This is a genomic window from Pseudomonas sp. MF6767 (assembly GCF_016405475.1).
GTDB lineage: Bacteria > Pseudomonadota > Gammaproteobacteria > Pseudomonadales > Pseudomonadaceae > Aquipseudomonas > Aquipseudomonas paracarnis.
The window spans coordinates 205,570-218,813 of the sequence record NZ_JAEKCY010000003.1 but is presented as its reverse complement, the minus strand read 5'-3'; the positions used below and the strand labels follow the sequence as shown (position 1 = coordinate 218,813).

The window sequence follows — 13,244 nt, the reverse complement described above, 5'->3', positions numbered from 1 at the left end:
AAATTCCATTTGCAATTGTAAAAAACAAACTGTAATTTTGCCCCATCGCATCTCAGCATGGAGCTTCAGACATGACCACCAACACCCTCACCGCCGGCAACTGGCAGGGCAATCTCAAGATGGGCCTGGCTCCTCGCGAGCTTGAAGCCACCCTGTGGGCTGCCTGCGATATGACGGTGAAGGAGGTGGCTCGCGCAATGGGTATCAGCCCAATCACTGCCGAGAAACGCCTCGATAGCGCCCGCTTCAAGTTGGGCGTCAAGACGATGCGCGGCCTGGTGCTGGAAGCTTTCAAGCGCCAGATCATCACGCCGCTGGTGATCATGTTGTGCATGATCCTGACAGCCCAACAAGCCAACACCGAACAGTTCAGCCGCATCCGCCGCACAGGTGAGCGCCGAATTGAAACCCGCGTGGCCGTCCGCCGCATCGAGGCCGCTCAAACCGCCTAACCCAACCTGATTTTTGCGAAAGCCAACAACGCGGCCGGGATTCGTTCGGCCAGGAGAAAGTGAAATGAAGCTGTTCAAGTACCTGCTGTCGTTCGTGCTCTACCTGTTCGCAACGCTGATTTGGTTCTCCGAGGCCGTGCCGGTGATTTTCGATAACCCCAGCGACTTCGAGCTGATCGGCGGCGTGTTCGGCATCTGCGTCTGGATGATCGTCACCGCCTCTCTCGTGATTTACGTAATTCAAACCCCGCGCAAAAGCGCACCCACTGAAAGGAAGTAATCATGCTCGGTAAAATGTTCGGCAAGAAATCTGGTCAGGCCCGCGCTGCGGTAGCGAAGCTGGCCAACCGTGACCTGATGGAGGCCGTGGTCTACGGCTCCATTTATGTCGCCGCGGCTGATGGCGAGCTGGAAGAAAGCGAGCTCTCCAAGATCGAGACCATCCTCAGCAACAACCCGGCGCTGCAAGGCTTCGGCGCGGAGCTCTCCAACACCATCGACCGCGCCAAGACCGACTTCAAGTCGGGCGCCCGTATCCTTCGCCAGAACGCGGAGAAAGAGCTGGGTGACCTTGCGCACTCGCCGGCCGAGGCGCTTACCGTTCTCAACGTGATGCTGACCGTGGCCGAGGCAGATGGGGAGATCGAACCCCAGGAAATGACAGCTCTGGAGCGTAGCGCCAAGTTGCTGGGCCTCAACCTGAAAGACCACCTGTAACCATGCTGGCCAGGTTCGGTACCAAGGCACGGTCACTGGCAGCCTACGGGCTAGCCGGTGGCGTTGTCTTCGTCGATTCGGCCAGTCGCATCCTCTCAATAGTGGGCGACCTGATCCTGGTTGTCCTGCTGTTGGTTGTGCTCATGACTGGCAAGTCAAAGCAGAGTTGATAAATCCACAGTGCCGATGGCGCAGATCTGCTCCATCGGCCGGGAGAACACCATGAATTCACCGAATTACGATTCCCGCACCGCTGACAAGTTTGTGGTGCGCCTGCCCGACGGCCTGCGCGCCGACATTGAGGCCGCTGCGAACGCCGATGATCGCAGCATGAACAGTGTTTTCGTCAAAGCGGTGCGCCAGTACCTAGATGGGCAGAACCGCCAGCAGATCCTGCTCGACGCGCTGGCCAACACCGTCACAACTCCCATCACTGCCGATTCGATACACATCGACGACCGCGTGCGAATGGCCGCGAACGCCAAGCGTTACGAGTGGCTGCGCGATCTCGGCCGGGTAGATGATGCAGAAGATACTGTGGTTGCCGGACGCGGTATTCATTGCTTCTACGGCGAAGACCTCGACCGGGAGATCGATGACGAAATGCGCCTGGCCCGCCTGCAGGAGCTGCACCCATGAAGCGTCGTCAGATCTCTCCCGCCGCCTTGCCCGCCATCGGCCAACCTTTCTTCGGCGGCTTCTACGCTGGCCGGATCTACTTCGACGGCGCCGAGTATGCGCTGATCGACGCTGGCCGCGACTTCGAAACATCCGCCCACTGGTGGGACCACGACGGCCCGCGCCCACGCATCCGTGAGGCAACCCACCGCTTTGACGGTATGGCCAACACCCTGGCCATGAGCGCAGAAGGCTGCACCATTGCCACCAAGGTGCTGGGGATGAACATCCGTGGCACCTGGGGCTGGCACATCCCAAGCATTGAGGAGTTGAACCTGATGCGCGGCAACCTGCTTCAGCTCGAGGGCTGGAACTACCGAAACCGTACAGGCAGCAACGCAGCGCCTCAGGCCTTCGTCGGCGCGGTGGACTACTGGTCAAGCACGCAAAAAGAGAATGCTGCTACGGCCTGGTGCCTGCACATGCTTCCTTGGTGCGTGCCCGATAGCAATTGGGTCAGCGCCTGCAAGGGCATCCGTCCGGTGAAGGTACTGCAGATCAAGGCTGATGCTTTCGTGCATGAGCCTGTCAGCGATTCGCCGGTTACTGCGCAGGTCGACCTGCAAGGCCTGACCGCCAGCCCGGCCGTGGCCGAGGTGCTGGGCCAGTTCATCAACGAGGACACCGGCCGCTTCTATGGCCGCACCGACGACCTTCTGGCCCAGCTGGCGATCATCGCCGGGGAGGCTCGCGCATGAACAAGTTTCAGCGATTCGAACTCAACACCGCCGGCCGAGACTTCGCCGTCGGGGATATTCACGGCTACTTCACCAAGCTGCAGGCCGCGCTGGATGCTATCGGGTTCAATCCTGCCGTGGATCGCCTGTTCAGCGTGGGCGATATGGTTGACCGCGGGCCCGAGTCTGCCGAGGTGGATACCTGGCTGGCCAAGCCGTGGTTCTTCTCCGTCCAGGGCAACCATGAGGCGATGGTAGTAGATGCCCATCACTTCGATCCGGACGGACGTGCAAGCGAAATGCACATCGCAAACGGTGGGGCCTGGATGCTCGGGCTGCCATCGGTGGAGCGTGATTGCTACGCCGCCCTGCTGGCTGACCTGCCGATAGCAATTGAAGTTGTCACGGCAGAGGGCATTGTGGGGATCGTGCACGCGGACTGCCCCTTCCCGGTCTGGGCGATACTCCGTGACGCGCTTACCGGCCTGATGCCCGGCCTGCTCAACGTCGACGCGGTTTGCCAATGGTCTCGCAGCCGTATCACCGACGAGAACCACGAAGGAGTCAGTGAAGTGCGGGCGGTCATCGTCGGGCACACCCCGGTGCGGCAGCCGGCTATCCTCGGCAACGTCTACCACATCGACACCGGCGCCTGGATGGGTGGCCACTTCACGCTGATCGACCTGCACACGCTTCAGTGCTATCCGCCGGTCAATCCGAAACTGCACTGGGACTGGGAGGACCGTCCATGAAGCGCTGCAATGGAAAAAAGGGCCAACGCCTGATCGAGCTGTTCAACGCCCTGCAGCGCCGGGAGACCACCTTCGGCCAGATCTATGCAATGTCGGCATCGTGCGGCATCGACGCTCGCCAGGTGCTGGCTGACCACTTTCAGCGAGGTGCGAATCATGGGTAAGAAGAATGCGGCACAGAAGCTCGCCATTGACCTAACCGCCCTGGCCAAGGCCGCAACCCCTGGGCCATGGATCACCGACGGCGATTACATCAACGAGCACAACAATGTGCTGTACAGCTACATCGCCAGCGGTCGCAAACGTGGCGGACGGATAGCCAACACCTTCGCCAACTGCCTGGTCAAGACTGACCAGCAGTGCCGGGCGAACGCTGCTTTCATTGCGGGAGCGAATCCAAAGGCAATACTGGTGCTCACCGCAGAGATCGACAGGCTTACCGCTGCCTGCGCGAAGGCCGAACAGATCATCAATACCGAAAGCAAGGCGGCAGCTTTTGCAACTGGCCGGGCGAACCTGCTGGAAACCGAGAACGAGCGAATGCGCAAAGGCCTGACAAATGTGTTCAGCCACGTCGAAGGCAACACCGAGTGCCTGGTTCGGGATCTGGTCAACTGGGGAACGCCCAGGATCAACCCGAACGACTTCTATACCGAGTGCGAGGCAATCAAGGCGATCGCCAGCGCCGCGCTTAACAAAGAGGTCGCGACACCATCCACGGATACCGAAAACGTGTCGCGACACGATAGGAGGTAGGTATGTTTTTGACAGCAGAGGAAGTAGCCGACCTGACCGGCTATAAGAAGCCAGGGGCGCAGATAAAGTGGCTGACCGCCGAACGCTACGGGTTCGCGGTAGGTGGTGATGGGCACCCGAAGGTGCTGCGCCAGGTTGTCATCGGGCGGCTGGGTGGTATTCAATCAAGGAAGGGGCCGGAGCTTCGGCTGGGTTGAGGTGAATGACGATGCGTCCGCGCAAGAAGGACCGGCACCTGCCGGCGTGCATGTACCAGAAGCATGGCGCTTATTACCTGGTCCGCAAGGGCAAGTGGAAGCGCCTGGGCACCGACTTTCAGGCGTCACTGGCGGAGTACGCCAAGCTGCTGGATAAGGGCAGCCAGGGCGGTATGCCAAAGCTGATCGACGATGCGCTCGAACAGATGCGCACCAGGACAAAGCCGCCCCTCAAGCCGAACACCCTGAAGCAGTACGAAGCAGCATGTGAGCGCCTCAAGGAAAACTTCGCCGACTTCGAGCCCCGCGAGGTGCTACAGCGGCACGTCGTCGCGCTCAAGCTTCACATGGCGGACACGCCGAATATGTCGAATCGGGTTATTTCAGTACTGCGCGCTGTCTTTGCCTATGCCCTGGAGCAGCAGATCGTCGACTCCAACCCCTGCATAGGCGTGAGACGCCATCTGGAACACAAACGCGACCGCTACATAACCCACGGCGAATTCCAGGCGATCTGCGCCAATTCAAGCGACAACATGCGCGTAATTTACGAGATGTGCTATCTAACCGGTCAGCGCATTGGCGACGTCCTGGCCATCCGCCTGGCGGATATCAGCGCCGAAGGCATCGCGTTCAAACAAGAGAAGACGAACGCCAGACTGTTGGTGCAGATGACGCCCGACCTGGAAGAGCTGATAGCGCGGGTCAAGGCCCTGCCCCGGAAGATCCGTGGGCTTACGCTTTTCTGCTCACCCCGCGGTGGAAAGCCGGTGCACTACAGTTCGGTCAAGGATGCCTTCGCAATCAGCTGCAGGAAGGCCGGCGTCGAGGATGCGAGCCTGCACGACCTGCGTGCCAAGTCGCTTTCCGACACGGACGACCAGGGCAACGACGCGCAAAAACTCGGCGGGCACACCGATGCCAAGATGACGCAGCGATATCTGCGCCTGCGTAAAATCAACGTGGGACTGCCACCCAGAATGCCGAAAAAATCTGATTTAAAAGCATAAAAAAAGCCGCATCTCTGCGGCTTTTTTGGGCTGAGCGAAAGCTTATCCAGCTTTCAACACATTCAGTTGACGCTCGGTAGCACGCTGCAGGACAACTGCATACACACGCTTCTTCTTGTCAGTCGATGCGCTGCGGAAAAACTCAGAAAACGGAGTCGAACGAGCGGCTTGTACTTTTTTCATAACATTGCCCCAGCCTTGAGGTGCTTTAGTAGGCCCTGACGGTCGTAACCGACGTGCAGGTCGCCATGGATTGAGTCTATGTCTTCCTCAGTGATCTGCAAGGAAGCATCAGTGTTTTTTATGAGCAGATTCACCTGCAAACGGTTGCGATATTTGACCTTTAAGGCGTTCACAACATCTTTTGCGGTAAAAAACTGCTCAACAAAAACTTCTGGAGGGACTCTACGCCCCTCCTTGCGCTCTCTAGCCTGTACAAACCTCCAGGCCAATTCAGGCTTTTGGTAGACAAACATGATGACGCATTTACGGTCTTTCTTAAGGGAGCGAGCTATGTTCAGATCAGCCTTATCGAAATTGCACAACGTGCTATCCAAAACGAAAGACTGACTCTGTTCTAACGCCATGTCATGAATCTTGTCAACAAGAATTGACGCAGCCCGCTGAAACATCCATGAATTCGTACCCACATAGCCTTCGAAATGATGACGTAGATCGTCTGGATCGATGCGCATGGTGCGGAATCCAGAGTTGTCATCGATTTCGCTGATCAGCTCACTGGCCGCTTCGGTTTTGCCGGCGCCTGCGCATCCTGACATAAAGACTGAAACGGGTGAACGATCAGGGAGATAGATAGCAGGGTTAGTAAACTCCCGGGCAATACGCTTCTTGTTTGCCTTAGCGAAAAGTAGCGCAGCTTCCATCTGCAAGTCTTCAAGATGACTCATATCCGTATGACGCTCACTTTTCGGGTGCAAGATTCTATACCCTGCAATCGTAAAATCATACGCCACATGTCGGATTTCACCCGCGGGGCGCCCCTGCGCATGGCGCTAAATCCCTGTAGTATTAGACAGATGTACTTTGTCAAATAGACAGGAAGAGCTGAACGCCCCGTATGACAGACCTTTCCAGCCACACCCCGATGATGCAGCAGTACTGGCGCCTGAAAAACCAGCACCCTGATCAGTTGATGTTCTATCGCATGGGCGACTTCTACGAGATCTTCTATGAAGACGCGAAGAAGGCCGCCAAGCTGCTGGACATCACCCTGACCGCGCGCGGGCAGTCGGCGGGGCAGTCGATTCCGATGTGTGGGATTCCTTACCACTCGTTGGAAGGCTACCTGGTCAAGCTGGTGAAGCTGGGTGAGTCGGTGGTGATCTGTGAGCAGATCGGCGACCCGGCCACCAGTAAAGGGCCGGTGGAGCGTCAGGTAGTACGCATTATTACGCCGGGCACGGTGAGTGATGAGGCGTTGCTGGATGAGCGTCGCGACAACCTGATTGCGGCGGTGTTGGGCGATGAGCGTTTGTTCGGCCTGTCGGTGCTGGATATCACCAGCGGCAACTTCAGCGTGCTGGAGATCAAGGGCTGGGAGAACCTGTTGGCGGAACTTGAGCGTATCAATCCGGTGGAGTTGTTGATTCCGGATGATTGGCCCAAGGACTTGCCGGCAGAGAAACGTCGTGGGACCAAGCGTCGTGCACCGTGGGATTTCGAGCGCGACTCTGCGCTGAAAAGTCTGTGCCAGCAGTTCTCGGTGCAGGACCTTAAAGGCTTCGGTTGCGAAACCCTGACCCTGGCCATCGGTGCCGCAGGCTGCTTGCTCAGCTACGCCAAGGAAACCCAGCGCACTGCTCTGCCTCACTTGCGCAGCCTGCGCCATGAGCGTCTCGACGATACCGTGGTGCTCGATGGCGCCAGCCGTCGCAACCTGGAACTGGACACCAACCTGGCCGGTGGGCGTGATAACACCCTGCAATCGGTGGTGGACCGTTGCCAGACCGCGATGGGCAGCCGTTTGCTGACCCGTTGGTTGAACCGTCCGCTGCGGGATTTGACGGTGCTGCAAGCGCGCCAGTCTTCCATTACCTGCCTGCTCGACGGCTATCGCTTTGAAAAACTGCAGCCGCAACTGAAAGAGATTGGCGATATCGAGCGCATCCTGGCGCGGATCGGCCTGCGCAATGCGCGGCCCCGCGACTTGGCGCGCCTGCGCGATGCCTTGAGCGCCCTGCCGCAGCTGCAAGTCGCGATGACCGAACTGGACATGCCGCACCTGCAACAGCTTGCCGTCACCGCTGGCACTTACCCGGACCTCGCGGCGCTGCTGGAAAAGGCCATTATCGACAACCCGCCGGCGATCATTCGTGACGGCGGCGTGTTGAAAACCGGCTACGACAGCGAGCTGGATGAGCTGCAATCCCTGAGCGAAAACGCCGGGCAGTTCCTGATCGACCTGGAAGCCCGCGAAAAAGCCCGTACGGGCCTGGCCAACCTGAAGGTCGGCTACAACCGCGTGCATGGTTACTTTATCGAGCTGCCGAGCAAGCAGGCCGAGTCGGCGCCTATCGACTATCAACGTCGCCAGACCCTCAAAGGCGCCGAGCGTTTTATCACCCCTGAGCTCAAAGAGTTCGAAGACAAGGCGCTGTCAGCCAAAAGCCGCGCCCTGGCGCGGGAAAAAATGCTCTACGAAGCCTTGCTCGAGGACTTGATCAGCCGCCTGGCGCCGTTGCAAGACACCGCCGCCGCCCTGGCGGAGCTGGATGTATTGAGCAACCTCGCCGAACGTGCGTTGAACCTGGACCTCAATTGCCCACGGTTTGTCAGCGAACCGTGCATGCGTATCGTGCAAGGTCGTCACCCGGTGGTAGAGCAGGTGCTGACCACGCCGTTCGTCGCCAATGACCTGTCGCTGGACGACGATACCCGCATGTTGGTGATCACCGGTCCGAACATGGGTGGTAAATCCACTTACATGCGCCAGACCGCGCTTATCGTGTTGTTGGCGCATATCGGCAGCTTCGTACCGGCAGCCAGTTGCGAATTGTCCCTGGTAGACCGCATTTTCACGCGGATCGGCTCCAGCGATGACCTGGCCGGCGGCCGTTCGACCTTTATGGTGGAAATGAGCGAAACCGCCAACATTCTGCACAACGCCACCGAACGCAGCCTGGTGCTGATGGACGAAGTGGGCCGCGGCACCAGCACCTTCGACGGCCTGTCCCTGGCCTGGGCCGCGGCCGAACGCTTGGCGCATCTGCGTGCGTACACGCTGTTCGCCACGCACTACTTCGAGCTGACGGTGTTGCCGGAAAGCGAGCCGCTGGTGGCCAACGTGCATCTCAATGCCACCGAGCACAACGAGCGCATCGTGTTCCTGCACCATGTGCTGCCAGGGCCGGCGAGCCAGAGTTATGGTCTGGCCGTGGCGCAGTTGGCCGGTGTGCCGAACGAGGTGATCACCCGTGCCCGCGAACACCTCAGCCGCCTGGAAACAACGGCGCTGCCCCATGAAACCGTGGTCGCCAGCCCTGCCAAGGCCAGCAAGAAACCTGCCGCGCCGCACCAGAGCGATATGTTCGCCAGTTTGCCCCATCCAGTGCTGGATGAGTTGGCAAAACTTGACCTGGATGACTTGACGCCGCGTAAAGCGCTCGAAATGTTATATGCACTGAAGACTCGGATATAACGCAGACGCTTGCAAGCTGATAGAATCTCGCGCGGTTTGGGATGCTGCGGGCTTTTAGCCTGGTCCGCAGACTATCGCTCTCAAACCTCGCGAACCCCACCACAAGGGGTTTCGCTGCCGCCGCCTGAGGAGAAAATTAGAAATGACCTTCGTCGTCACCGACAACTGCATCAAGTGCAAGTACACCGACTGCGTAGAAGTCTGTCCGGTGGACTGCTTCTACGAAGGCCCGAATTTCCTGGTTATCCACCCGGATGAGTGCATCGACTGCGCCCTGTGTGAACCAGAATGCCCGGCCGTCGCGATTTTCTCCGAGGACGAAGTGCCTGCGGGCATGGAGCAATTCATTCAATTGAACGTCGAGCTGGCCGAAGTGTGGCCAAACATCACCGAGCGCAAAGATCCGATGCCGGATGCCGCTGAATGGGATGGCAAGCCCAACAAAATTGAGCAACTAGAGCGCTAAAGCGCCGCTGCCCAACAAAAAAAGGCCCCTTGAGGGCCTTTTTTGCGTTCGGGTGCCTGCATTCACTTTTCTACAGGCAAAAAAAAGGGGCGGTATGACCCGCCCACATTTTTTCCCTAGTCCCTGTATTCCTTTTCATCATCCTGATGAATCGCATCCTGCGACGGTCCTTCAAACCATCGTTCCTTGATGGCTGTGCCAATCCGTGGACACAGGGCTGATGTTAGAGCGTTCCCAGAGAAGTTCAACGCGATCCCCACGGCGGGCTGACAAACTTTTCCGCTCGCCAGAATTAAAATAATCTTTATTTTTCAAAAGCTTAGATAATAGCTTCGTCGATTCAAGACGTACGTAACCGCTAAAAAAACCAAACACTTACGGAAAAGTAAGCGAATGCTTACACGCGCATTACGCAAAGTAGCAGCAAGCCCTATTGGCGCCCCACCTGTAGGAGCGAGCTCGCTCGCGAAAAACCTGAGAGCACCACGGATCGTCAGGCTTTTCGCGTAACCGTTAAAGCCTAATCAATCGTCGCTCACGGTAATGGTCGGCATCGCCGGCGTCGTCGCTTCCTGCAAAACAATCCGCGCACCGACGTGACGGGCCAATTCCTGATAGATCATCGCGATCTGCCCATCAGCCTCTGCCGCTACGGTAGGTTTGCCACCATCGGCCTGCTCGCGAATCTCCATCGCCAATGGCAACGATACCAACAGTTCAACGCCATACTGGGTAGCGAGCTTCTCGCCCCCACCTTCACCGAACAGATGCTCGGCATGCCCGCAGTTGGAACAGATGTGCACCGCCATGTTTTCCACAACACCCAGCACCGGGATGTTGACCTTGCGGAACATCTCCACACCTTTCCTGGCGTCGAGCAGCGCCAGGTCCTGAGGCGTGGTGACAATCACTGCACCGGCCACCGGAACTTTCTGCGCAAGGGTCAACTGAATGTCGCCGGTGCCTGGCGGCATGTCGATCACCAGGTAGTCGAGGTCGCCCCAAGCCGTTTGTGTGACCAGTTGCAGCAACGCACCGGAGACCATCGGCCCGCGCCAGACCATCGGCGTGTTGTCATCGGTGAGAAACGCCATGGACATCACTTCCACACCCAGCGACTCGATGGGCACAAACCATTTTTGATCCTTCACCTTCGGCCGCGTGCCTTCGGCGATGCCGAACATCACGCCCTGGCTCGGCCCGTAGATGTCGGCATCGAGAATGCCCACGCGCGCACCTTCCCGCGCCAGGGCCAGGGCCAGGTTGGCCGCCGTGGTGGATTTACCCACGCCGCCCTTGCCGGACGCCACCGCCACCACGTTCTTGACGTTGGCCAGGGCCGGGATCTGCGCCTGGGCCTTGTGCGGCGCGATCACACATTGGATATCGACCTTGGCCGAACCCACGCCGTGCAAGCCCTCGATGGCCATTTGCAACATCTGCGCCCAACCGCTTTTGAACAAACCCGCGGCATAACCCAGTTGCAACTGCACCGACACTTGGTCGCCCTGGACCTCGATGGCACGCACACAACCGGCACTGACCGGGTCCTGGTTCAAATAAGGGTCGGTGTACTGGCGAAGAACGGCTTCCACCGCTGCGCGATTGACGGCGCTCATGGGCTACTCCCGAAAAAAGACTGACTGAAACAGGCGGCTATCCTAACCGTTCCAGCCGCCGAGCGGCATGCTTTCGAAGGTGCGCAAGATACTGAAACAGCGTCACGGGGTGAAATAAATTTCCCGGCGCTTTATAGTGGCCGACCTCCGTTTCATCAAGTAGCCGAGCCCCATGTCCGAGCCACGCAAGATCCTCGTTACCAGCGCCCTGCCCTATGCCAATGGTTCGATCCATCTTGGCCATATGCTTGAGTACATCCAGACCGATATGTGGGTGCGCTTCCAGAAGCATCGCGGCAATCAATGCATTTATGTCTGCGCGGACGACGCCCACGGTTCGGCCATCATGTTGCGCGCCGAAAAGGAAGGCATCACCCCGGAACAACTGATCGCCAATGTGCAGGCTGAACACAGCGCCGACTTTGCCGAGTTTCTGGTGGACTTCGATAACTTCCATTCGACCCACTCGGACGAAAACCGCGAGCTGTCGAGCCAGATCTACCTGCGGCTGAAAGAAGCCGGGCACATCGACCAACGTTCGGTGACCCAGTATTTCGACCCGGAAAAGAAGATGTTCCTGGCCGACCGTTTCATCAAGGGCACCTGCCCGAAATGCGGCACCGAAGACCAGTACGGCGACAACTGCGAAAAATGCGGCGCGACCTACGCACCGACCGACTTGAAGGATCCCAAGTCAGCGATCTCCGGCGCCACTCCGGTGCTCAAGGACTCGCAGCACTTCTTCTTCAAGCTCCCGGATTTCCAGCAAATGCTGCAAACCTGGACGCGCAGCGGCACCTTGCAGGACGCCGTGGCCAACAAACTCTCCGAATGGCTCGACAGTGGCCTGCAGCAGTGGGACATCTCCCGCGACGCGCCGTACTTCGGCTTCGAGATTCCGGGCGAGCCGGGCAAGTATTTCTATGTTTGGCTGGACGCGCCGATCGGCTACATGGCCAGCTTCAAGAACCTGTGCGACCGCACCCCGGAGCTGGACTTCGACGCGTTCTGGGGCAAGGACTCCACCGCCGAGCTGTACCACTTCATCGGCAAGGACATCGTCAACTTCCACGCGCTGTTCTGGCCAGCGATGCTTGAAGGCTCGGGCTATCGCAAGCCGACCGGTATTGCCGTGCACGGCTACCTGACGGTCAACGGCCAGAAAATGTCCAAGTCCCGTGGCACCTTTATCAAGGCGCGCACCTACCTGGACCACCTGTCGCCAGAATACCTGCGCTATTACTACGCGTCCAAGCTGGGCCGTGGCGTCGACGACCTGGACCTGAACCTGGAAGACTTCGTACAGAAGGTCAACTCGGACCTGGTGGGTAAAGTCGTCAACATCGCCAGCCGTTGCGCCGGGTTTATCCACAAGGGCAACGCCGGTGTACTGGTAGCCGAGAACGCCGCACCGGAACTGACCGACGCCTTCCTGGCCGCCGCGCCGAGCATCGCCGACGCTTATGAAGCCCGCGACTTTGCCCGCGCCATGCGCGAGATCATGGGCCTGGCCGACCGCGCCAACGCCTGGATCGCCGACAAGGCGCCGTGGTCACTGAACAAGCAGGAAGGCAAGGAAGCTGAAGTCCAGGCGATCTGCGCCACCGGAGTCAACCTGTTCCGTCAGTTGGTGATCTTCCTCAAGCCGGTGCTGCCATTGCTGGCCGCCGATGCCGAGGCGTTCCTCAACGTACCGCCGTTGAGCTGGAACGATCACACCACCTTGCTCGGCAATCATCAGTTGAACGCGTTCAAGCCCTTGATGACCCGAATTGACCCGGTGAAAGTCCAGGCCATGACCGACGCTTCGAAAGAAGACCTGGTCGCCAGCCAGACTGATACCGGCCAATCCACGCCGGCGGGCAATGGCGAGCTGGCCAAGGACCCGATTTCCCCGGAAATCGATTTCGACGCCTTTGCCGCCGTAGACCTGCGTGTGGCGCTGATCATCAAGGCCGAAGCAGTGGAAGGTGCCGACAAGCTGCTGCGCCTGACGCTGGATATCGGTGACGAACAGCGCAACGTGTTCTCCGGCATCAAGAGCGCTTACCCGGACCCGTCCAAGCTCGATGGCCGCCTGACCATGATGATCGCCAACCTCAAGCCACGGAAAATGAAGTTCGGCATTTCCGAAGGCATGGTGATGGCTGCGGGCCCTGGCGGCGAAGAAATCTACCTGCTGAGCCCGGACAGCGGTGCCAAGCCGGGTCAACGCATCAAGTAACCTCTGCAAAATGCCCCGCTGTTGCTAACGGCGGGGCT

Annotated in this window: 16 protein-coding genes; 13 read left to right on the top strand and 3 right to left on the bottom strand. The window is 58.8% G+C overall.

Going from position 1 to position 13,244, the window contains the following annotated elements; genetic code table 11:
* The first annotated feature begins 71 nt into the window (after positions 1 to 71).
* The 10 genes from JFT58_RS07085 to JFT58_RS07040 all read left to right on the top strand — a co-directional run bounded on the left by JFT58_RS07085 (position 72) and on the right by JFT58_RS07040 (position 5,239).
* Entirely contained in the window at positions 72 to 452 is a 381-nt protein-coding gene (locus tag JFT58_RS07085) for a helix-turn-helix transcriptional regulator (protein ID WP_005785308.1), read from the top strand.
* Positions 453 to 516: 64 nt separating this feature from the next.
* Positions 517 to 732 (top strand): hypothetical protein, encoded by a 216-nt coding sequence (locus JFT58_RS07080; RefSeq protein WP_005785306.1) that lies wholly within the window; start codon positions 517 to 519, stop codon positions 730 to 732.
* Positions 733 to 734: 2 nt separating this feature from the next.
* Entirely contained in the window at positions 735 to 1,169 is a 435-nt protein-coding gene (locus JFT58_RS07075) for a tellurite resistance TerB family protein (RefSeq protein ID WP_198834337.1), read from the top strand.
* A gap of 222 nt (positions 1,170 to 1,391) precedes the next feature.
* Entirely contained in the window at positions 1,392 to 1,808 is a 417-nt protein-coding gene (locus JFT58_RS30660) for an Arc family DNA-binding protein (RefSeq protein WP_332875130.1), read from the top strand.
* On the top strand, positions 1,805 to 2,545 hold the full coding sequence (locus JFT58_RS07065) for a hypothetical protein (RefSeq protein ID WP_198834336.1): 741 nt from the start codon (positions 1,805 to 1,807) through the stop codon (positions 2,543 to 2,545). Before JFT58_RS30660 ends, JFT58_RS07065 begins: the two co-directional genes overlap by 4 nt.
* Entirely contained in the window at positions 2,542 to 3,276 is a 735-nt protein-coding gene (locus JFT58_RS07060; protein ID WP_198834335.1) for a metallophosphoesterase, read from the top strand. Before JFT58_RS07065 ends, JFT58_RS07060 begins: the two co-directional genes overlap by 4 nt.
* Entirely contained in the window at positions 3,273 to 3,440 is a 168-nt protein-coding gene (locus JFT58_RS07055) for a hypothetical protein (RefSeq protein ID WP_181127101.1), read from the top strand. The genes JFT58_RS07060 and JFT58_RS07055 overlap by 4 nt, the downstream gene beginning before the upstream one ends.
* Entirely contained in the window at positions 3,433 to 4,032 is a 600-nt protein-coding gene (locus JFT58_RS07050; RefSeq protein WP_140915147.1) for a hypothetical protein, read from the top strand. Before JFT58_RS07055 ends, JFT58_RS07050 begins: the two co-directional genes overlap by 8 nt.
* Positions 4,033 to 4,034: 2 nt before the next feature.
* Positions 4,035 to 4,229, top strand: a complete 195-nt coding sequence (locus JFT58_RS07045; protein ID WP_010564156.1) for a DUF4224 domain-containing protein — start codon at positions 4,035 to 4,037, stop codon at positions 4,227 to 4,229.
* 11 nt (positions 4,230 to 4,240) lie between these two features.
* The gene (locus JFT58_RS07040) at positions 4,241 to 5,239 is read left to right on the top strand and encodes a tyrosine-type recombinase/integrase (RefSeq protein ID WP_140915146.1); all 999 of its coding nucleotides are present in this window, start codon (positions 4,241 to 4,243) and stop codon (positions 5,237 to 5,239) included.
* A gap of 42 nt (positions 5,240 to 5,281) precedes the next feature.
* Here the strand turns inward: JFT58_RS07040 and JFT58_RS07035 are convergent, their stop codons facing one another.
* Both JFT58_RS07035 and JFT58_RS07030 read right to left on the bottom strand, forming a co-directional pair.
* Positions 5,282 to 5,422, bottom strand: a complete 141-nt coding sequence (locus JFT58_RS07035; RefSeq protein ID WP_167348439.1) for a hypothetical protein — start codon at positions 5,420 to 5,422, stop codon at positions 5,282 to 5,284.
* A complete protein-coding gene (locus JFT58_RS07030; protein ID WP_057712003.1) occupies positions 5,419 to 6,147 on the bottom strand; it encodes a zeta toxin family protein in 729 nt (242 codons plus the stop codon). The genes JFT58_RS07035 and JFT58_RS07030 overlap by 4 nt, the downstream gene beginning before the upstream one ends.
* A gap of 170 nt (positions 6,148 to 6,317) precedes the next feature.
* Between JFT58_RS07030 and mutS the strand changes: the two genes are divergently transcribed.
* Complete coding sequence (gene mutS / locus JFT58_RS07025) at positions 6,318 to 8,897, top strand: DNA mismatch repair protein MutS (RefSeq protein WP_181127102.1); 2,580 nt, start codon at positions 6,318 to 6,320, stop codon at positions 8,895 to 8,897.
* Positions 8,898 to 9,039: 142 nt separating this feature from the next.
* Positions 9,040 to 9,363 carry a ferredoxin FdxA gene (gene fdxA / locus JFT58_RS07020; RefSeq protein ID WP_003172109.1) on the top strand — a complete coding sequence of 108 codons (324 nt, stop codon included), beginning with the start codon at positions 9,040 to 9,042 and terminating at the stop codon, positions 9,361 to 9,363.
* Positions 9,364 to 9,887: 524 nt separating this feature from the next.
* Here the strand turns inward: fdxA and apbC are convergent.
* Positions 9,888 to 10,982: an iron-sulfur cluster carrier protein ApbC gene (gene apbC, locus JFT58_RS07015; RefSeq protein ID WP_054898042.1), complete on the bottom strand. Its 1,095-nt coding sequence runs from the start codon at positions 10,980 to 10,982 to the stop codon at positions 9,888 to 9,890.
* Between the two features lie 172 nt (positions 10,983 to 11,154).
* Between apbC and metG the strand changes: the two genes are divergently transcribed.
* Positions 11,155 to 13,206: a methionine--tRNA ligase gene (gene metG / locus JFT58_RS07010; protein ID WP_034126469.1), complete on the top strand. Its 2,052-nt coding sequence runs from the start codon at positions 11,155 to 11,157 to the stop codon at positions 13,204 to 13,206.
* The last annotated feature ends 38 nt before the right edge of the window (positions 13,207 to 13,244 follow it).

What these genes read in the sequence shown, in the direction of transcription:
- JFT58_RS07085 (WP_005785308.1), top strand. Translation starts at nt 72, where the DNA reads ATGACCACCAACACCCTCACCGCCGGCAACTGGCAGGGCAATCTCAAG.
- JFT58_RS07080 (WP_005785306.1), top strand. Translation starts at nt 517, where the DNA reads ATGAAGCTGTTCAAGTACCTGCTGTCGTTCGTGCTCTACCTGTTCGCA.
- JFT58_RS07075 (WP_198834337.1), top strand. Translation starts at nt 735, where the DNA reads ATGCTCGGTAAAATGTTCGGCAAGAAATCTGGTCAGGCCCGCGCTGCG.
- JFT58_RS30660 (WP_332875130.1), top strand. Translation starts at nt 1,392, where the DNA reads ATGAATTCACCGAATTACGATTCCCGCACCGCTGACAAGTTTGTGGTG.
- JFT58_RS07065 (WP_198834336.1), top strand. Translation starts at nt 1,805, where the DNA reads ATGAAGCGTCGTCAGATCTCTCCCGCCGCCTTGCCCGCCATCGGCCAA.
- JFT58_RS07060 (WP_198834335.1), top strand. Translation starts at nt 2,542, where the DNA reads ATGAACAAGTTTCAGCGATTCGAACTCAACACCGCCGGCCGAGACTTC.
- JFT58_RS07055 (WP_181127101.1), top strand. Translation starts at nt 3,273, where the DNA reads ATGAAGCGCTGCAATGGAAAAAAGGGCCAACGCCTGATCGAGCTGTTC.
- JFT58_RS07050 (WP_140915147.1), top strand. Translation starts at nt 3,433, where the DNA reads ATGGGTAAGAAGAATGCGGCACAGAAGCTCGCCATTGACCTAACCGCC.
- JFT58_RS07045 (WP_010564156.1), top strand. Translation starts at nt 4,035, where the DNA reads ATGTTTTTGACAGCAGAGGAAGTAGCCGACCTGACCGGCTATAAGAAG.
- JFT58_RS07040 (WP_140915146.1), top strand. Translation starts at nt 4,241, where the DNA reads ATGCGTCCGCGCAAGAAGGACCGGCACCTGCCGGCGTGCATGTACCAG.
- JFT58_RS07035 (WP_167348439.1), bottom strand. Translation starts at nt 5,422, where the DNA reads ATGAAAAAAGTACAAGCCGCTCGTTCGACTCCGTTTTCTGAGTTTTTC.
- JFT58_RS07030 (WP_057712003.1), bottom strand. Translation starts at nt 6,147, where the DNA reads ATGAGTCATCTTGAAGACTTGCAGATGGAAGCTGCGCTACTTTTCGCT.
- mutS (WP_181127102.1), top strand. Translation starts at nt 6,318, where the DNA reads ATGACAGACCTTTCCAGCCACACCCCGATGATGCAGCAGTACTGGCGC.
- fdxA (WP_003172109.1), top strand. Translation starts at nt 9,040, where the DNA reads ATGACCTTCGTCGTCACCGACAACTGCATCAAGTGCAAGTACACCGAC.
- apbC (WP_054898042.1), bottom strand. Translation starts at nt 10,982, where the DNA reads ATGAGCGCCGTCAATCGCGCAGCGGTGGAAGCCGTTCTTCGCCAGTAC.
- metG (WP_034126469.1), top strand. Translation starts at nt 11,155, where the DNA reads ATGTCCGAGCCACGCAAGATCCTCGTTACCAGCGCCCTGCCCTATGCC.